A 16,800-nucleotide genomic window follows, 5' to 3' on the forward strand; every position below is an offset into this window, starting at 1 on the left:
CGGCGTCGCGTCACGGCATAATGCTACTGCACTTGCCGTCGATTCCAATCAAAAACAGGCGACCAGTGCCGGTGTCGCAGCACAAGCTCTTACAGCTCGGTCACGACAACGCCGTTGTAGACCTCGTCCCAACGATCCATAACCAAGTGGCCAGTCATGGGATCCATGGCGTTGAGCTTGCCGCAGGTGTTGGCGGTACGCAGCACCGTCTCATCATCCGCGCCGGCTGCGATGGCGTGCGCGAAGCCGGCAATGGTCGAATCGCCAGAGCCCGTGGCGTTAACGGCGGGGATATCGGGCGTCTTGGCGCGGAACGCACGGCCATTGTGGAAGCCCACGGAACCGGCAGCGCCCATGGAAACGACGACCCAGGGGATATTGGAGAAGCGGGCATCAGAGGCGAGCGCGGCGCGGAGCTCGTCCACATCGTCGGTGGTAAAGCTCGTGCCCAGAAGGCCGTTGATCTCGGTCAGGTTAGGCTTAACCAGCTCGGGCTTAACTTCGGACTTAAGGGCGGCCTCAAGCGAAGCACCCGAGGTATCGAGCAGCACCTTGGCGCCGGCGTTCTCGGCAATGCCCGTGATCTTGGCGTAGTAGTCCGCCTCGACACCACGGGGCAGCGAACCCGAGATGGTAACGACAGCGGCCTTGCTCGCAAGCTCGGCGAACTTGGCGGTAAAGGCATCGAGCTCCTCGGGGACTATCGTCGGGCCGCTCTCGAGCAACTCGGTCTGGTTGCCAGCATGAAGGATATTGAGGCAGATACGAGTCTCGCCCTTAATGGGCACAAAATCATTCTTAATACCGTTGGCATCCATGAGTTCCGCCATATAGGCGCCCATGTGGCCGCCGAGCAGACCGGTTGCCACAACGTCGTCGCCCAGCTGACCCAGCACACGGGCCACGTTGAGGCCCTTGCCGCCGGCGGTCTTTTCGGGCGTCACACGGTTGACGTCGTCGATAACGAGCTCATCGAGCTGATAGCGCGTATCGACGGACGGGTTCATCGTAACGGTGAGGATCATTTTTAGCTCCTTATCTCGCAGGCTCCTTGTGCCTCGCGATACGAGTCGACAAAACGGAATTACAGAATCTCAATCGTGAACGAGCGAACGACGGTCTCCTTGGGCTTGGCGACAAGGCAGCCACGCTTATGCTCAAGCACGTCGTCCTCATCGGAGCAGGTCGAAAGGCCACCCCAGGGCTCAACTGCCACAAAATCACCCTCGGGCTTACTCCACACAATAAGATACGGGAAGCCCTCAAAGCTCAGGCGAACACCCTTGTCCTCGCCCTTCTTGGAAAGCGTGACCTGACGGCTCTCGAGCACGTCAAAGATGGTCTCCGCAAAATCGAAGAGCTCATGCGACAGAGGCAGCGTCTTTCCCACCATGGGATTCTTGGAACGCCTGTCCACATCGATCAATCCAGTCGAGGGAACGGCGGTGCAGAGTTCCGCAGCCTCGTCCTTCTCAAAGCGCAGCTCGTAGTCCGTATAGGCCTCACCCTCGTCGAGTGGGCACCTAAAGCCAGGATGTCCACCGATAAAGAACGGCATGTCCTCGGTGCCCTCATTGGTGACCTCATAGGAGACACGCACGGCAGCGTCCTCAAGCGTATAGCGGGCGACGAGCTTGAACGGATACGGATAATCTCTCAGCAATGCAGCGTTATCCTCGGATGCCAGACACACAGCCAGCTCGTTCGTGCTTTGGCTCAGCAGTTTCCACTCCTGCTTGCGCGCAAACCCGTGACGGGCGAGCTTCACATGATGCCCGGCGAACGTCATGGCGCTGCCGTCGCGCAGACCTCCGCAAATCGGGAAGCAAATCGGCGCCTGGCCGGACCACACGGCAGGATCGCCCTGCCACAAATACTCGCGACCGTCGGCCTCAATCGAGGTAAACGAGCCGCCGGCTGTGGAAACCTTGATAGAGATCGAATCGTTGGAGAGAGCGTATTCCATTGCCCATCCTTTCGAACAACTGCTTTTTTGCTCGCAAGTACCCGTCTCGGCCCTAACCAAAGGACAAACCCGCATGTTCATCGATGCGTCCGGTATCCCAGCCATGCAACGGGGTACCATACAGACATTGACGTCATTACAGCTGAAAGGCCTTCTTATGCGAACCATCATCCTCTACGCCTCGCGTCACCACGGCAATACGAAAAAGCTCGTGGACGCCATCGTTGAGGCGCACCCCGAGATCGATACCCTCGATGTAAAAACGCTCGGAAAAAACGAGTATCCCGACCTGCACGAATATCATCTAATCGGTGCCGCCACGGGCATTTATTACTCCGAGATCGACAAGGACATGGCACGCGTGCTCACCAACGTGCTGCAGCCGCAGGACAAGGTGTTTGGCCTTATGACCTACGGTGGCAAAAACAAGTGGTACGGCAAGGATATCGATGGCATCTGCCGCATGAGACAGGCCATATTTATGGGCGTCTACGGCTGTCCCGGTTTTGACACGTGGGGACCGTTCAAACTTACCGGCGGCGTCCAAAAGGGACACCCAACCGCCGAGGAAATTAAGGGCGCCGTCGATTTCTTCGACAAGATCGAAGACGAGTACGGCGATATCATCGTCGAAGAGTACGCCAAGCGCGAGAAGCGCCTAGCATACGAGAAGGAGCATCCTGCAGGAGGCCTGGTGGCCGGCGTCAAGCGCACAGCAAAGAAGATCGCTAACAAGCTGTAACTGTGAAGGTGCTTTTGAGCGTTTAACCCATACGGCGGGTCCGAGCAGATTCGGGCCCGCCGTCTTTTTCTATCGTTACTCGGTAAAGGCGTTGCCGACGCTCTGGCCGCCAACATACGTCTCGACGAGGGTGAGCTCGTGGTCGAATACGACAAAGTCGGCATCGCGACCCGGCATAATGCTGCCGCACTTATCCTCGATGTGCGCGGAGCGAGCCGGCACCTCGGTTGCCATGCGAATGGCGATATCGGCGCTGGCAATGCCCCAGTCGACAATGTTCTTGACGCCCTGGGCAAGCGTGAGCACCGAGCCGGCAATGCTCTTGCCGTCGGCGAGCCAGCACAGGTTGTCCTTCATGATAACGTCCATACCGCCACTGGTGTAGCTGCCCTCGGGCATGCCGCCGCAGCCCAAGCAGTCGGTGATGAGCACCGTATGCTGCCAGCCCTTAGCCTGCAGCAGCGCCTTGATAGCGGCGGGGTTCACATGCTTGCCGTCGCAGATAATCTCGGCGTAGGTCTCGGGGGTGGTCATAGCAGCGCCCACAACACCGGGCTCGCGGTGATGCAGACCGCGCTGGCCGTTATAGGTGTGCGTAAAGCAGCTAGCACCGGCATTGATGGCGGCGACGCACTCGTCATACGTGGCATCAGAGTGACCGATGCTGGTCACGACACCCTTAGCGTTCAGGGCGGCAGCATAGGCAGCAGCACCATCGCGCTCGGCGGCCATGGCGCTCTTAACGATACGTCCGCCGGCAGCCTCCTGCCACTGGTCGAAGACCTCCTCGGAGGGGTCGATCAGGTAAGCGGGGTTCTGTGCGCCCACGTGCTTCATGGTAAAGAAGGGGCCCTCCAGGTAGATGCCCTGAATGCGAGCACCGCAGAAGTCGGGGCCGCGGCCCTCGTCAGCCTGGGCAATAGCGGCACAGGCGTCCTTGATCTGCTCGACGCCATCGGTGAACGTCGTGGGCAGCCAGCTGGTGGTACCGCGACGGGCGAGCTCGGTCGAGCTGATATCGATACCCTCGGGATCGTTGTCAGTAGTTGAGTGGTTGTAGAAGCCATGGATGTGGGTATCGACCATACCCGGTGCGATCCACGATCCCGTGTAGTCCTTAATCTCGCAAGAGGGCTTGTCGGCCTGCCAGGCGCCAAAGACGCCATCCTCGACCATAAGATAGCCGCCCAGCTGCGGACCTGCCGGCAAGAAGAACTTGTCAGCCTTAATTGCGTACGTGCTCATATGCACTCCTTGCTTCTAAAGCAGTTGACTGTAGTGATGCTTATACCCAGCTCACGTAAAACAAAAAGCGCCCGCCCGCCGTTATGAGCGGACGGGCGCCCTTACAGGGGGACGCGATTAAGCGGTGAAGGGGTGAATCGTCACGCCCTTAACCACGCGGTTGACCGTGCCGGTGGGGCTCGGCGTATCGGGCGTGTTGCCCACGCGCACGGAGTTGAGCAGGCTGATAGCCTGGGCAAACATCACGAACGGCAGAGCAAGGTAGCCCTCGGGAAGTGCCTCGTAGCCCTTAAAGGTGAAGGACTCGCCCTCGTAGACGGTGGCACCTTCCTGCTGAACGGCGATGGTGTGCTGAGCGATCTCGTCGCCACCGATCTCGTTGAGGATGTCGATGTCGTACTGACGGGTGTAGGCGTCGTTATTGACGAACACGAAGACGAGCGTCTTATCGTCGACGAAGGACTTAGGTCCATGACGATAGCCCATGGAGGTGTCGTAGGAAGTAGCGACCAGACCGTGAGCGAGCTCGAGGATCTTGAGCTGGCTCTCCTGGGCAAGACCACCGAAGGAGCCAGAACCCAAGTAGGTCACGCGGTTGAAATCGCCAGCCAGGTAATCGGCGATCTCAGGCTCACGGGAGATGACCTCCTCGCCCATCTTGGCAATCGTCTCGACCCACTCGGCCTTCTGCTCGTCAGAGGCAGTGTCGAAAATAAGGGTGGAGAGCAGGGTCATGCAGGAATAAGAACCGGTCATGGCGAAGCCCTTGTCGTTGGCGCGCGGAATGAGCAGCGTCAGCGCGTTAGGATCATCGGCAGACTCGACGGCGAGCTTGCCCTCGGGAGCGCAGGTGATGTTGAGGAACTTGACGTTGTGGACGAGCTCCTTGGCAACGGCAACGGCGGCAAGGCTCTCGGGGCTGTTGCCAGAGCGGGCAAAGGAAACCACGAGCGTGGGATCCTCGGCGCGCAGGAAGTCGCGCGGGGCGCTCACGATGTCGGTCGTGGCGATGGGCTTAAAGTCGTAGAGATCAGTGTTGCCAGCGTGACGCAGGTACGGGGCGCAGGTATCGCCAACATAGTCGGACGTACCGGCACCGGTAAAGACAACGGACAGACGGCCCTCGCCCATAGCGCGAGCCTCGGCCAGAAAGGCCTCGATGGCCTCCTTGTTCTCGCGATAGATGTTGAGCGTATCACGCCAGAGCTCGGGCTGCTGAGCAATCTCGGCCGTGGTGATCTGGGCGCCGAGCTCGGTGAGCTCCTCGACACTCTTCTCGAACATTTCTAATACCTCTCTCTAGAAGTAATCCTCTGACGTGCAATTATACACTTCAGTTGGTTATCTGGTAGTAACCAGTTAAATGCAAAGAATCATCACATGGAAACGATGTGAACACTAGTCGCCACGCTGGTGGTAAACCTTGTATTTAAACTGATCGGCACGAGCAACCGAGAGCGTATACTCCACAACCTCGTTTGACTCGTTATACGTAGTCCTGACCAAATCGAGCACAGGCGAACCCTCGACAATTCCCAAAAGATGGGCATCGGTGGGACGGGCTATGCTCGCATAAAACTCCTCTTCGGCCACGCGAATCTTTTGCTGAAAGTCCTGCTCAATCACATCGTAAAGCGGCTTACGCTCCAGCAGCGGTCGCTTTAGGGACAGAAATTGACGAACCGGTAGATAGCTACGTTCGACCATCATGGGCATGTTGTCGGCAGAACGAAGGCGCTTGAGCTTAAAAATGCGATCACCGATACGTAATCCCATATGCTCGGCCAGATTCTTATCGGCCTCCATCTCGCAAAACTCGAGAATCGTGGTCTCGGGGTCGCGACCCATCGCGCGCATCTGCTCGGTAAAACTGTAGGACTGCATAAGATTGGTTGCCTTTGCCGAACGGTCGGTCACAAAGGTACCGCGACCGTGCTGCCGAACCACCAGTCCCAAACGCTCCAGTTCCTGCAGAGCCAGGCGTACCGTAGTGCGCGAGAGGCCATAGCGTTCCGAAAGTTCGCGCTCGGAAGGAATCATGTCACCGGCGCGATATTCATGGTCAATCTTTTCGGTCAGAATATCGACCAGCTGATCGTACAGCGGTTGCTTACGCGCTCCGATCGCCATCCTATCCTCCCATTTTCTCAAACTCGGCTAACTACCTAGGGTGTTTAGCATTATCTGTCTGCCACACCCGAATCATCAAGAAAACAAAAGCCGCGCGCTCTTTCGAGCACGCGGCTTTTAACATACACATGGCTTAAGGGGTCGGGGTGTGAGCCGCGTAGGGACACACCCCTCAAGCTAGAGCCTTACCAGATGCTCGGCCAGAGACCAAGCGGGCCAGCGCCCAGGATGCCCAGGACGAAGAGCAGCAGAATGCCCTTGGTCGGGGTCCAGCTGTGCTTAGCGAACATGTAGTAAAGCAGCAGCGTAAGCATAAGCGGGACGAGCTTCGGGACGATGGTGTTGAGGGTGTCGGCAACGGAGAAGTTGACCGGATCCTCGGTGACGGTGCCGTAGGTAACGGACTCCATGCCGTTGCCCAGATCGGTGACGCCGCACTCGACAGCGTTGCCGTCGGCATCGGAAGCGGTAAGGGCGTTGCCGTCCTTATCGGTCATGGCGATGGTACCGGCCTCAGCGGTCTCGGTATCGATGCCCTCCATACCGGTGAAGTTCTCGGCCTCCTTCTCGGAGACGATCACGGTAGTAGCGGAGAGGCCACGGGTGGTGCCGTTGGGGATCTGGAGGTTGATCTGGGTGCCACCCATGGTGACGACCAGGCAACCGACGACGAAGACGCCCATGATGGAAGCGGCACGCGTGAAGGCCTGCATGTTGGCAGTCAGAGCGTCAATAGCGCTGGTGCCAAGCTTGTAGGACCAGTTCATGAGCCAGAAGCGCAGAGCGAACTGGACGACGTTGAAGATCACCAGGAAGATGATCGGCGCAGCGGCGTTGCCGTTGATGGCCATGTTGGAGGTGATGCCGGCCGTGATAGGCACGAGCGTCAGCCAGAACAGGGCGTCACCGATACCACCGAGCGGGCCCATTGCGGCGACGCGGACGGCGCGGATCGTGGGGATGTCAACCTTGTTCTGCTCGAGCGAAAGCACGATACCCATAACAAAGGTGACGAGGAACGGGTGGGTGTTGAAGAACTCCAGGTTGTGGCTCATGGAAGCCGCGAGGTCGTTCTTGTTGGTGTGGATCTTCTCCAGACCGGGGATGATGGAGTAAAGCCAGCCAGCGGCCTGCATGCGCTCGTAGTTGAACGATGCCTGCAGGAAGCAGGAGCGCCAAGCCATCTTGTTGAGGGTCTTCTGGTCGAGCTGCGGAGCAGGAGTGAGATCCTCGTAGTGCTCCGGGATCACATACTCATTAGATGCCATCTTCGAAGTCACCTCCGTCAGAAACAGCTGCACCCTTCAGCTCGGTCTGCTGCTGGAAGTCCCAGAAAGCGATGCCGAAGCCGATGAGAGCGAGGATGAGCAGAGCAGGGGTTGCCAGCGAATCGTTGGCAACGGTGATGAGCGCGAGGCCAAAGCCCATGAGGAAGAAGCCCCACATATCGCGGTTCATCATAACCTTGAGCAGGACGGCGAAGCCGACGAAGCGCATCATGCCGCCTGCAGCGGACAGACCGGTCTGCAGCCAAGTCGGGATGGCGGAAGCGATGGTCTGACCAATGGTAGCGCCAGCGATGAAGAACAGGGTGACGACGACAGCGAAGATCAGGCCGAGCAGAGCCATGGCGAAGTAGTTCAGGCGCTCGATGCCCTTGGTGTCCGCGTTATGAGCCATGTTATCGGCCGTGGACATAAGCGGGGACATAAGCGTGAAGACCAGGGTAACGCCGAGCTGACCAAGCAGAGCGAACGGAATGGCAAGGCCGACTGCCGCGTTGGGCTCGAGGCCCGTGGCGATAGCGAGAATGGCTGCCATGATGCCGCCAATGACGGCGTTAGGCGGCTGAGCGCCTCCGATCGGCATGTTGCCAATCGTCATGAGCTGATAGGTACCACCCACGAGAAGACCGGTGTTGAGGTCGCCAAGGATAAGACCGATGACGGCGCCGGTGACGATGGGCTGATAGAGAGACTCGAGGAAGTCAAACTGGTCGATTGCCGCGATGAACGTAACAACGAAGACCAAGGCGACCTGAATGATCGAGAATTCCATCTTGCTCCTCCTTTCAAAATGTATGTACGCACTTTGGATTTCACGTACAGAACGTCAGGGTTTCAATCCTGACAACGTGGATCACGAGGATTACGAGAAGAGCTTGCTCGTGTCCTCAACAGGCGTGCTCGGAACGCGCCTGATCTCCAACTCCACCCCCAATTCCTGCAGCTCTTTAAACGCAGCGACATCCTCGTCGTTAACTGCGACGGAGGTGGCGACTTGGCGCTTTCCTTCCGACATGTGCATGTTGCCGATGTTTACCTTCTTTATAGGCACACCGCCCTTGACGAGCGTAAGCACGTCTTCCGGTGTTTCGGCCACGATGAAGATCTTCTGGCGCGGGCTCGCCTTGCCAATGACGTCGATGGTCTTCTGCAGGGAGAAGAAACGCGTAGCGACGCCGGCGGGAGCGGCCATCTTCATGAGGTTCTGGCGCATGGTGTTGGTCGACACATCGTCGTTGGCGACGAGGATGAGGTTGGAGCCCAGGGTGGAGTTCCACTGGGTAGCGACCTGACCATGGACCAGTCGGTTATCGATGCGGGTAAGAAGAATGTTGGGTTCTGCCATGTTGATCAGCTTCCTTTCGTTATTTGCTGACGACAGTTACTTGATCTCCTGAATCGCGTAACGCGAAACATCTACGACGGCACCGGATCGGACTTTGATCTGGACCTTTTCGCCTTCGATGCCCTTGACGGTTCCGTAGATACCGCCGGCGAAAAGAACCTCCTGACCCGGCTTGAGCTCGGTGTGCAGCTCCTTGAAGTACTTCTGCTTCTTCTTCATGTTGATTTGCGACCAGATGGTGTAAATCACACCCATGATGGCAAGCAGGCCCAAAAGAGCTACCGAGGAACTCAGAACACTGGCTCCGAAATCGGCCATTAGATGCCGTCCTCGTCGCCGAAGATATCCTCTTCATCGGAGCCGGCAACGGATGCGACCGTCTGGGCGGTGATGCCCGTCTGGCCAACAGTCACGGCCTGCTCGCCAAGCTCGGCGAGCGTGGCGTTACCGCGGAGGAACAGAAGCTCAATAACCATGGGAAGGTTGGCGCCAGTCAGAACCTCGACGTTGTCGACATCCTGGGCAATCATCATCGACTGATTGAACGGAGTACCACCGAGCAGGTCGGTAAAGACGAGCACGCCATCGCACTCCTCGCGCATGGCGGTAATAGCGGCGCGGAGATCCTCACCGTAGGAAGCAGCCTGGTCGCCCTCAAAAGGAACGACGGTAAAAGCGGGCTGGTCGCCGGCAACCATAGCGATAGCACTTGCAAGGCCGGGTGCGAACTGTCCATGACCGGTAAGAATAAAGCCAACCATTCAAATTTCCCTTCCGAAGGTGTGTACGATCTGAGTCCGATGATGTTCGGAAGCCAGCGGGCGCTCGCCCTTAAAGCTTCTTAGAAAGCGTTCTTTGAAGACCAGTGGTCTCTCAACTGGTAGTAACCACGTGACGTGTTGTTGTCACTATATCACCACAGAAGAGGTCGCTTTCGTTGATTCATACAGTAAAACGTTTTTGCACCGTTCACGGTGATAAATCGACCGTTTACCGCTCGTTAACACTTCTACCTGCGGTTTTGAAACCGTTTCGAAATGCGTTGGCAAAAGATCGGATCTTTTTCTGTGTCTAAACAACGTAGGGCGGCTAAATATAGCGTGTAGGAAAAATGCAGGTCATTGTGAAGATTTGTGAATTGGTCTTTTTGACTTAATACCAGTTAGAACCAGTTTAGAAATTATCGGTGAACGGTAGTTTTTGACCGTTCACCGGTTATTTGCAATCGTTTGCAGCCGTTTTCCCATATGAATTAGGGAGACCCGATGAAGCATTTGCGCGATTGCAGGAAATATCGTTCTTTGTCCACCCCCCCCCCGCATTCCAAACTCCCATTCCCTGAATATGCCATAGCTCTCACTATTCGTCTCACAAACATTACTTACTCTAATCTGTAATTGTTTATCGTTTATCATTAAGTATGATATAAGATACAAGTATCATCCAAGACATTGGTTGGAGGAGCTATGGTCCGCTGGAACGTATCCAAATCGAATGAAGCCATCGACCGTGAACAGGCAATCGCCAAGCTGAGGAAGCTCACTCGCTACTGCAAATGGGGCACAATCTGCACCATCGTGGCGCTCGCTCTGGCACTCCTCGCAGTCATTGCAATCGAACTTCTACTCATATTGCCTAGCCTCTCCCAAGGGTTCTGTCTCCAATCCGTAGAGCTTACGGCTGGCGAAGGGCCATTTCTCGCTCTCGTCGGCGCCAACGAACAGACCCCTCTTATGCTTGTCGCGCACGACGGTCATACTGCCATAGGGAGCGGCATGATGGCATGCCTCGCGCTTGCCATCGCGCTAAGCGCATACAGGTTTTTCTCCGCCATTGAAAAGGCGGGCAGGCCCTTTGACCTCGAATGCATCCGCATACTACGTCAAATAGGACATTTGTTCCTTATCGGCGGCGCCGCCGTGAAACTTTTTGGTGCCATAGTCACAGGGCTGATTCTCTCAGGATTTGGCGGTAGCTTTACGGATGCGCTTGGCGGCCAGCATCTCGACCTCTCCATGCTCTTTACAGGCCTGATTATTAGCCTGATTGCCAGCGTCTTCCAGTACGGGTGCATCCTGCAAAAACAAGATGACGAGTTGCTCTAGGGGGAATCCATGATTATTCTGCGGCTCGACCGCATGCTCGCCGAACGCAAGATCTCATCGAAAGAGCTTGCGGAACGCGTGGGCATCTCCCAGGTCAATATGTCGCGCATCAAGACGGGCAAGGTTTCCGCCGTGCGCTTTTCAACTCTTGACGCGATATGCCGAGCACTCGACTGCCAACCGGGCGATGTACTGGAATATATGCCTGACGATGAAGCCGATAACCTTTTTGGACTTAAAGATTAATAGGCATAATCTAACCACCAGTGTCTAAACGCAATAAGCCCGCTAGAACGACATCCGTTCTAGCGGGCTTATCAGTTTTTTTGGCTACGCACTCGGTGGCTCGGGCAGCCCTTACGCAAACAGGCCGTAGATGCTGATGTTGGCCTTGGCGTAGAGGCCGTTAGCATACTCGGTCCACTTGGAGCTGGCGCTCGAAGCCTGCGAGGAGTACTGCTGGTAGGCGGTGTAATAGGCGGTCATGGCCTGTTTATAGGTAGCGCTATCGGCAGTAAAGGCATCGTCGGCGAATGCCTTAGCGTAGGTGCCATCGGCGTCCTTCCAAGTGCCCTTTGAGCTATCCCACTCGTCGCCGGCAAGGTTGATGATGTAGTCGGCGTAGTCCTTGCTCGCGGTCTCCTCGTTGCCGTCAGCAGGCTCGGTCGGGGCGGTCGGCATGCTTGCGGAGCTGTCGCCGACCTTCTTCTTGTAGAGCTTCTGCAGCGTCGCGGACTGGCGGACGATCTGCTTGGCCTGGTCTTTGGAGACGCCATACTGCTTGGCCATGGTGTCGTAGTCAGAAGTGCCGATAGAATCCTCGGCGTACTTCTTCATCTCCTTAGAAGAGACGGTAATACCTTCGTCCTCGGCAGCATCGAGCAGAATCTTGTTGCGCACGTAGGACAGGATGACGTCGGCAGAAGGAGCCGTGTAGTTGCCGTCGCCGTCCTTGACGGTGTCGAGGCTGTACTGGCTCTCGATGGCCTCGCGCGCGGTGATGTCACTCTTCTTGCCGTTGTAGCTATAACTTGCCACGGTCGAATCGAGCTGGTCCTCGGTCAGGGTCGCCGAACCGACACCCTTGCCGCCAAAGCCGCCATTGCCAATAAAGAAGCCGACCACGGCAGCGATCACGACTGTAACCACGAAGGCGGCGATCATCGTCTTCTTGTGCTTGGATGCATGATCGTCCGCGTCGGAATCGTCCTCGTCCTGCTCCTCGGGCATGAGGTTCTCGTCAGCGGCATCTGCGGCGATCTGAGCTTCCAGACGGGCGTCCTCCTCCTCGGCCGTCGTGCCAGCTGCAATATACTCGGCAGACGTACCGGCGACCAGGTCGATCTTCTCGTCCTCGTCACCATTGGGGCCTTCGCCGCGCTCGATGATCTGGATGCCGTCGATCTCGTCCTTCTCGTCCTTCTTTTGAATCAAACCCATATCGGTTACTCCTTGTTAGGAAACATAGTCCCCAATAGAATACGCCCGACGGAGCGCCGGGCGTATTGATTCTTAGGTTATACGCAAACACTTAAGTACTATTTAGGCGTTTGCAGTCTGCATGCCTTAGGCCAGGTGCGCGATAACGGCATCGGCAAAGGCCTGCGTACCCACGGCACCCTCAACGGAACCGGTCTGGGCACGACGCACGTCACCGGTAACCTGCTCGCCCTCGTCGAGCGTGGCAGAAACGGCGGCGCGAATGCGATTGGCCGCATCGTTCTCGCCCAGATGATCGAGCATCATGGCAGCAGAGAGAATTTCTGCCGTGGGGTTAGCGATATCCTGGCCGGCGATATCGGGCGCGGAGCCGTGCGTTGCCTCAAAGATGGCGCAGTCGGCACCGATGTTGGAGCCGGGGGCCATACCCAGGCCGCCCACCAGGCCGGCGCACAGGTCGCTCACGATGTCGCCGTACAGGTTGGGCAGCACCAGGACATCAAAGTCGTTGGGGTTCTGGACCAGGCCCATGCAGGTGGCGTCGACGATCTTGTCGTTGAACTCGATGTCGGGATAGTTGGCGCCCACCTCGCGCGCAACGCGCAGGAACAGGCCGTCGGTCGCCTTCATGATGTTGGCCTTGTGCACGGCCGTCACCTTTTTGCGGCCGCAGCGGCGGGCGTACTCAAAGGCGTATTCCACAATGCGGCGGCTCTTGGCGATGGAGATGGGCTTGATCGAGATGGCGGAATCAGCGGCGAAGGTCTTCTGACCCGAGCGCTCGACGAGCTGCGAGAGCTCCTCGACCTCGGCAGCGCCCTCATCGAACTCGATACCGGCGTAAAGGTCCTCGGTGTTCTCGCGCACGATGACCAGATCGACGTCGCGGAAGCGCGAGCCGTCGCCCGGCTGCGACAGGCAGGGGCGCACGCAGGCGTACAGGTCGAAGTGCTTGCGCAGGGCGACGTTAACGCTGCGGAAGCCCGTGCCGACCGGTGTGGTGATGGGGCCCTTGATGGCAACTTTGGTCTCGGCGACCGCATCGAGGACGTGCTGGGGCAGCGGCGTACCGAACTCGTCCATGACGCCGGCGCCGGCCTCCTGGACGTTCCAGTTGATCTGGACACCGGTGGCCTCGACCACGCGGCGCATGGCCTGCGTAATCTCGGGACCGATACCGTCACCGGGAATCAGGACTACATCGTGCGCCATAATCTGTTACTCCTCGTCTTCGGCGTCGTCAGATTTCTTAACGCTAGCACGCTTCTTCTTTTTGGAGAGTTCCAGGCCAAAACGTTTAACAAGCATTTCGCAAATCTCGCTCGAACGGGCCTTGAGATAGCTGCCCTTGCCGTTCTCGGCATCGAACTTAAGGCGCAGTGCGAGCTTCTCGGCGACCTCGGCGTCGATCTCGCCCTGGCCGAACTCGTACAGGCAGCCGAGCATGTCGCGATACTCGAGGTCGCCGTGGTAGCACTGGATGGCCTCGTCCAGGATGGGCCAAGCCTCGCGCGAACGCTCGACGCTCGTGGCGCCCCATACGCACAGCAGGCGGAAGGCGGCATAGCGCAGCGTGGAGGAAATCTCGTCGAACAGCGCGGTCTCGGCACCCTCAAAGGCATCGCCCAGCTGCTCGGGGCAGGTGGTGGCGAGCGCCGCCAGGGCATCGAGAGCCTCCCAGCGGGTCTGAGCCTCGGGGCGGTCGAGCGCCTCGATCAACGCGGGCACGCAGGGCACGACGCGCTGCGGATCGCGCTCGGCAAGCAGGTGCAGCACGCGGGCGGCAAACTGGCGCATGCGACGCGTGGGGCAGCCGAGCTCCTGGACCAGTCGGTCGACGGCGTTCTCGTTCTCCTCTGCCAGCTGAAGCTGTGCCAGCTCCTCGTCGGTGAGCTGTTCGTCTTTGTTTTCTGCCATAGTTACCTCTTCTTACTATTTCTTAGCGTGCTTGCCAGCACCCTTGCTGTCATCGGTGACCGAGATGAGCTGTCGGTCGGCCGCGCCATTGCGACGCGCACGGCGGCGCTCCTCGGCGTCACCCGCGTCGGCGGCGGCGCGATGGGCCTTGTTGACGTTAAAGACCTCGTCGTGCTTGCGCCACGGACCGACGGACTCGCCAAAGCTCATCTTAAGACCGGCGATAAAACCGCCGAGCCAGCCGATCGGCGCAAACTGCACCAGCGGGAACAGCGAGAACACCCAGGTCAGCAGGACGACTGCCGCCGCTCCTGCAAAGTTGGCAATCCAGTAGTCGCGCTTGGTGATGACGCGCTTTTCGCAGGCCCACTGGCCGCACAAAAAGCCAATGTAGATCGCAAAGAGAAAGAGCACCAGCGCGAGCACCACGAACGTCCAGCTCATGGGCGCTACTCCTCGTGATGGTGGCCGCAGCAGCACTCGTGGCCGTCGTCATGGCCGTGGCCGCCACAGCACTCGTGGTCCTCGCCGTGGTGGTGGCCACAACCGCACTCGTGGTCGTCGCCGTGCTCGCCGCAACCGCAGCCCTCCTCGTGAGCACCATGCTCCTCGGGACGATACTGCGACCAGTCCAGTCCGGCGGCGATGGCGTCGGCCTCCTCCTTGTAGAGTACCGTGATGGCCTGGGTGCCCAGCTTGGCGCCGCCGATGGCGTCGAGCATGTCGTAGAGCGTAAAGGCCACGTCGGCGCCGGGCAGCGCAAGCTCGCGATCGTCGGCATAGGCGAGCGCCAAACGCAGGTCCTTAATGAAGTGCTCGACCATAAAGCCGGGCTTGTAGTCGCCGTCGAGCGCCTTGGGCGCCAGGCTCTCCATGGCACCGGACTTGCCGGTGCCGCCCAGGATCATCTGACGGGTCTTCTCCAGATCAAGGCCGCTCAGCTCGGCAAACGCCAGCGCATCGGCCATGCCGACCATGCAGGCGCCCAGCGACACCTGGTTGGCGAGCTTGGCAGCCTGACCCTTGCCGGCGCCATCGAAGCAGCAGATAGTTGCCGCAAAGGCGGAAAGGATGTCGCGGACCGGGGCGATGTCGTTCTCGGTGGCGCCCACGATGGCCGTGAGCGTGCCGGCGATAGCACCGGACTCGCCGCCGGTGACGGGGCAGTCAAACGCCATGCGGCCGGAAACCTGGGCGGCCTCGGCAATATCGCGCGCGAGCTCGGGCGAGCTCGTGGTGAGGTCGATCAGGACCGCGCCGGGCTTGGTGCACGCGAGCAGGCCGTCGCCCGCCAGGTAGAGCTCCTCGACCTCGGAGGGATAACCCACCATGGTAAAGACGACGTCGGCGTTCGCCACGGCATCGGCCGGCGTATCGGCCCAGACAGCGCCGCGCTCGATAAGCGCCGCGGCCTTGGACTTGGTGCGGTTGTTGACCGTGACGGGATAGCCGGCGTCCAGAATGTGGCTGGCGATGGGGGCACCCATAATTCCGGTGCCAATAAATGCGACAGAGAGCTTGTTTGCCATGAAACCTTTCCTTTTGGGTTGGGTGTTATTACCAGGTTGAATACTCGGTGCCAGCGTTTGGGCTGTGAGTTGAGGGCGATTACGGCCGCGGAACCTGCCTACTGGCCGCGCACACGGCGGGCGATGCGGTCGGAAAGCGACGCCTTGTCGGCACGATTCTTACCCCAAAACGCGCAGGCCACCATGCCGGGTCCCACGTGCGAGCCGATGGTGGGGCCCACGGAGCTGCGGATGATCGTGGCGTCGGCGCAGCCCTCCTCCTTGCGGATGGCGGCCTCGAGCCAGTCACCGTCCTTCTCGGCATCGGCCGTCATAATGGCGATGGGCATGGTGCGGTCGGGCACGTAGTTCTCGCGAAACGACTTGAGGATGGACTTGAGCGCCTTCTTGCGACCGCGGTTGACGCCGATCAGCGACAGCGAGCCGGCCAGGTCGTAAGACAGCTCGGGTTTGACATCGAGCTTTGCCGTGAGCTGTGCCGCTGCGGGCGGAATGCGGCCGCCGGCAGCCAGCGCATCGAAGCTCTCGAGCGTAAAGTAGCCGTGGACATAGGTCTTGGCCTCGTTTGCCCAGTCGACCAGCTGCTTGGCGGTAAGTCCCGCCGAGCGTTGACGGACGGCCTCGAGCGCCAAGAGCTCGCCGGTCGCGCAGGGCAGGGCGTTGTCGACCACGTAGAGCTCAAAATCGGGATACTCGGCGCGCACGGCATCTGCCGCCTGGCACGCGGAGTTGTAGCTCGACGACAGCGCCGAGGTAAAGCACAGGTAGACCGTGGGCGTACCCTCTTTGGCGCACTCGGTAAAGAACTCGATATAGCGACCGAGTGACACGGCGGAGGTAGACACGCGAGCGCCGGCGCGCATGCGGTCGTAGAACTCCTTGGGGCTCATGCTCGACCAGATATCGTCCGTGCGCTCCTCGCCATCGATGATAAAGGGGAAGCCCAAGATATCGACATCGAGGTTCGCAGCGACCTCGGGGCTAAAGTCGCAGCAGGTATCGACGACGATGCGGCAGCGGTCAGAATGGCCGGTAGATGCAGCCTTGTCCATCAAAGCGACTCCTTACGTAAAAAAGGCGGCCATCCGCATGGGA

The 16,800-nt window shown here is 58.8% G+C and carries 19 protein-coding genes; 3 read left to right on the plus strand and 16 right to left on the minus strand.

The features are described from left to right. Nucleotides 1–89: 89 nt before the first annotated feature. Together DXC90_RS07850 and DXC90_RS07855 are read right to left on the minus strand one after the other, a co-directional pair. Entirely contained in the window at nt 90–1,025 is a 936-nt protein-coding gene (locus DXC90_RS07850) for a hexose kinase (RefSeq protein WP_117735492.1), read from the minus strand. A gap of 59 nt (nt 1,026–1,084) precedes the next feature. Beyond that, nucleotides 1,085–1,966 (minus strand): aldose 1-epimerase family protein, encoded by an 882-nt coding sequence (locus DXC90_RS07855; protein WP_117735493.1) that lies wholly within the window; start codon nt 1,964–1,966, stop codon nt 1,085–1,087. A gap of 157 nt (nt 1,967–2,123) precedes the next feature. On the opposite strand from DXC90_RS07855, the gene DXC90_RS07860 reads away from it, so the two are divergent. Next, a complete protein-coding gene (locus tag DXC90_RS07860; protein WP_233502253.1) occupies nt 2,124–2,708 on the plus strand; it encodes a hypothetical protein in 585 nt (194 codons plus the stop codon). Nucleotides 2,709–2,783: 75 nt separating this feature from the next. On the opposite strand, the gene nagA is transcribed toward DXC90_RS07860, so the two are convergent. The 8 genes from nagA to DXC90_RS07900 all read right to left on the minus strand — a co-directional run bounded on the left by nagA (nt 2,784) and on the right by DXC90_RS07900 (nt 9,475). After that, the gene (gene nagA, locus DXC90_RS07865) at nt 2,784–3,953 is read right to left on the minus strand and encodes an N-acetylglucosamine-6-phosphate deacetylase (RefSeq protein ID WP_117735494.1); all 1,170 of its coding nucleotides are present in this window, start codon (nt 3,951–3,953) and stop codon (nt 2,784–2,786) included. A 117-nt stretch (nt 3,954–4,070) separates the two neighbouring features. Beyond that, nucleotides 4,071–5,237, minus strand: coding sequence for an SIS domain-containing protein (locus DXC90_RS07870; RefSeq protein WP_035137674.1), 1,167 nt, complete (start codon nt 5,235–5,237; stop codon nt 4,071–4,073). 114 nt (nt 5,238–5,351) lie between these two features. Further along, nucleotides 5,352–6,083: a GntR family transcriptional regulator gene (locus tag DXC90_RS07875; protein WP_117735495.1), complete on the minus strand. Its 732-nt coding sequence runs from the start codon at nt 6,081–6,083 to the stop codon at nt 5,352–5,354. A gap of 185 nt (nt 6,084–6,268) precedes the next feature. Then, nucleotides 6,269–7,351 carry a PTS system mannose/fructose/sorbose family transporter subunit IID gene (locus tag DXC90_RS07880; protein WP_055251210.1) on the minus strand — a complete coding sequence of 361 codons (1,083 nt, stop codon included), beginning with the start codon at nt 7,349–7,351 and terminating at the stop codon, nt 6,269–6,271. After that, complete coding sequence (locus tag DXC90_RS07885) at nt 7,341–8,141, minus strand: PTS sugar transporter subunit IIC (protein ID WP_117735496.1); 801 nt, start codon at nt 8,139–8,141, stop codon at nt 7,341–7,343. Before DXC90_RS07885 ends, DXC90_RS07880 begins: the two co-directional genes overlap by 11 nt. Before the next feature lie 90 nt (nt 8,142–8,231). Next, nucleotides 8,232–8,714: a PTS N-acetylgalactosamine transporter subunit IIB gene (gene agaV / locus DXC90_RS07890; RefSeq protein WP_089572404.1), complete on the minus strand. Its 483-nt coding sequence runs from the start codon at nt 8,712–8,714 to the stop codon at nt 8,232–8,234. Nucleotides 8,715–8,750: 36 nt separating this feature from the next. After that, on the minus strand, nt 8,751–9,032 hold the full coding sequence (gene yajC, locus DXC90_RS07895; protein WP_117735497.1) for a preprotein translocase subunit YajC: 282 nt from the start codon (nt 9,030–9,032) through the stop codon (nt 8,751–8,753). Then, a complete protein-coding gene (locus DXC90_RS07900) occupies nt 9,032–9,475 on the minus strand; it encodes a PTS fructose transporter subunit IIA (RefSeq protein ID WP_117735498.1) in 444 nt (147 codons plus the stop codon). Before DXC90_RS07900 ends, yajC begins: the two co-directional genes overlap by 1 nt. Before the next feature lie 705 nt (nt 9,476–10,180). Between DXC90_RS07900 and DXC90_RS07905 the strand changes: the two genes are divergently transcribed. Together DXC90_RS07905 and DXC90_RS07910 are read left to right on the plus strand one after the other, a co-directional pair. Next, entirely contained in the window at nt 10,181–10,819 is a 639-nt protein-coding gene (locus tag DXC90_RS07905; protein WP_117735499.1) for a DUF2975 domain-containing protein, read from the plus strand. Nucleotides 10,820–10,828: 9 nt separating this feature from the next. Then, a complete protein-coding gene (locus DXC90_RS07910; RefSeq protein WP_117564746.1) occupies nt 10,829–11,065 on the plus strand; it encodes a helix-turn-helix transcriptional regulator in 237 nt (78 codons plus the stop codon). A 111-nt stretch (nt 11,066–11,176) separates the two neighbouring features. Here the strand turns inward: DXC90_RS07910 and DXC90_RS07915 are convergent, their stop codons facing one another. The 6 genes from DXC90_RS07915 to DXC90_RS07940 form a co-directional block, all read right to left on the minus strand. Then, nucleotides 11,177–12,259: a hypothetical protein gene (locus tag DXC90_RS07915; RefSeq protein WP_117735500.1), complete on the minus strand. Its 1,083-nt coding sequence runs from the start codon at nt 12,257–12,259 to the stop codon at nt 11,177–11,179. Between the two features lie 126 nt (nt 12,260–12,385). Then, entirely contained in the window at nt 12,386–13,471 is a 1,086-nt protein-coding gene (locus DXC90_RS07920) for an isocitrate/isopropylmalate dehydrogenase family protein (RefSeq protein WP_117735501.1), read from the minus strand. Nucleotides 13,472–13,477: 6 nt separating this feature from the next. Further along, nucleotides 13,478–14,176 carry a hypothetical protein gene (locus DXC90_RS07925; RefSeq protein ID WP_117735502.1) on the minus strand — a complete coding sequence of 233 codons (699 nt, stop codon included), beginning with the start codon at nt 14,174–14,176 and terminating at the stop codon, nt 13,478–13,480. Nucleotides 14,177–14,191: 15 nt separating this feature from the next. Beyond that, entirely contained in the window at nt 14,192–14,620 is a 429-nt protein-coding gene (locus tag DXC90_RS07930; protein WP_055310425.1) for a hypothetical protein, read from the minus strand. Nucleotides 14,621–14,625: 5 nt separating this feature from the next. Beyond that, the gene (locus tag DXC90_RS07935) at nt 14,626–15,705 is read right to left on the minus strand and encodes an NAD(P)-dependent oxidoreductase (RefSeq protein ID WP_117735503.1); all 1,080 of its coding nucleotides are present in this window, start codon (nt 15,703–15,705) and stop codon (nt 14,626–14,628) included. A gap of 98 nt (nt 15,706–15,803) precedes the next feature. Then, on the minus strand, nt 15,804–16,757 hold the full coding sequence (locus DXC90_RS07940) for a DegV family protein (RefSeq protein ID WP_117735504.1): 954 nt from the start codon (nt 16,755–16,757) through the stop codon (nt 15,804–15,806). Nucleotides 16,758–16,800 lie beyond the last annotated feature (43 nt).

It is taken from the genome of Collinsella sp. TF09-1AT (assembly GCF_003436895.1).
Classification (GTDB): Bacteria; Actinomycetota; Coriobacteriia; order Coriobacteriales; family Coriobacteriaceae; genus Collinsella.

Excerpts from the sequence above, each read along its gene's own strand:
- DXC90_RS07850 (WP_117735492.1), bottom strand. The coding sequence starts at position 1,025 with ATGATCCTCACCGTTACGATGAACCCGTCCGTCGATACGCGCTATCAG.
- DXC90_RS07855 (WP_117735493.1), bottom strand. The coding sequence starts at position 1,966 with ATGGAATACGCTCTCTCCAACGATTCGATCTCTATCAAGGTTTCCACA.
- DXC90_RS07860 (WP_233502253.1), top strand. The coding sequence starts at position 2,124 with ATGCGAACCATCATCCTCTACGCCTCGCGTCACCACGGCAATACGAAA.
- nagA (WP_117735494.1), bottom strand. The coding sequence starts at position 3,953 with ATGAGCACGTACGCAATTAAGGCTGACAAGTTCTTCTTGCCGGCAGGT.
- DXC90_RS07870 (WP_035137674.1), bottom strand. The coding sequence starts at position 5,237 with ATGTTCGAGAAGAGTGTCGAGGAGCTCACCGAGCTCGGCGCCCAGATC.
- DXC90_RS07875 (WP_117735495.1), bottom strand. The coding sequence starts at position 6,083 with ATGGCGATCGGAGCGCGTAAGCAACCGCTGTACGATCAGCTGGTCGAT.
- DXC90_RS07880 (WP_055251210.1), bottom strand. The coding sequence starts at position 7,351 with ATGGCATCTAATGAGTATGTGATCCCGGAGCACTACGAGGATCTCACT.
- DXC90_RS07885 (WP_117735496.1), bottom strand. The coding sequence starts at position 8,141 with ATGGAATTCTCGATCATTCAGGTCGCCTTGGTCTTCGTTGTTACGTTC.
- agaV (WP_089572404.1), bottom strand. The coding sequence starts at position 8,714 with ATGGCAGAACCCAACATTCTTCTTACCCGCATCGATAACCGACTGGTC.
- yajC (WP_117735497.1), bottom strand. The coding sequence starts at position 9,032 with ATGGCCGATTTCGGAGCCAGTGTTCTGAGTTCCTCGGTAGCTCTTTTG.
- DXC90_RS07900 (WP_117735498.1), bottom strand. The coding sequence starts at position 9,475 with ATGGTTGGCTTTATTCTTACCGGTCATGGACAGTTCGCACCCGGCCTT.
- DXC90_RS07905 (WP_117735499.1), top strand. The coding sequence starts at position 10,181 with ATGGTCCGCTGGAACGTATCCAAATCGAATGAAGCCATCGACCGTGAA.
- DXC90_RS07910 (WP_117564746.1), top strand. The coding sequence starts at position 10,829 with ATGATTATTCTGCGGCTCGACCGCATGCTCGCCGAACGCAAGATCTCA.
- DXC90_RS07915 (WP_117735500.1), bottom strand. The coding sequence starts at position 12,259 with ATGGGTTTGATTCAAAAGAAGGACGAGAAGGACGAGATCGACGGCATC.
- DXC90_RS07920 (WP_117735501.1), bottom strand. The coding sequence starts at position 13,471 with ATGGCGCACGATGTAGTCCTGATTCCCGGTGACGGTATCGGTCCCGAG.
- DXC90_RS07925 (WP_117735502.1), bottom strand. The coding sequence starts at position 14,176 with ATGGCAGAAAACAAAGACGAACAGCTCACCGACGAGGAGCTGGCACAG.
- DXC90_RS07930 (WP_055310425.1), bottom strand. The coding sequence starts at position 14,620 with ATGAGCTGGACGTTCGTGGTGCTCGCGCTGGTGCTCTTTCTCTTTGCG.
- DXC90_RS07935 (WP_117735503.1), bottom strand. The coding sequence starts at position 15,705 with ATGGCAAACAAGCTCTCTGTCGCATTTATTGGCACCGGAATTATGGGT.
- DXC90_RS07940 (WP_117735504.1), bottom strand. The coding sequence starts at position 16,757 with ATGGACAAGGCTGCATCTACCGGCCATTCTGACCGCTGCCGCATCGTC.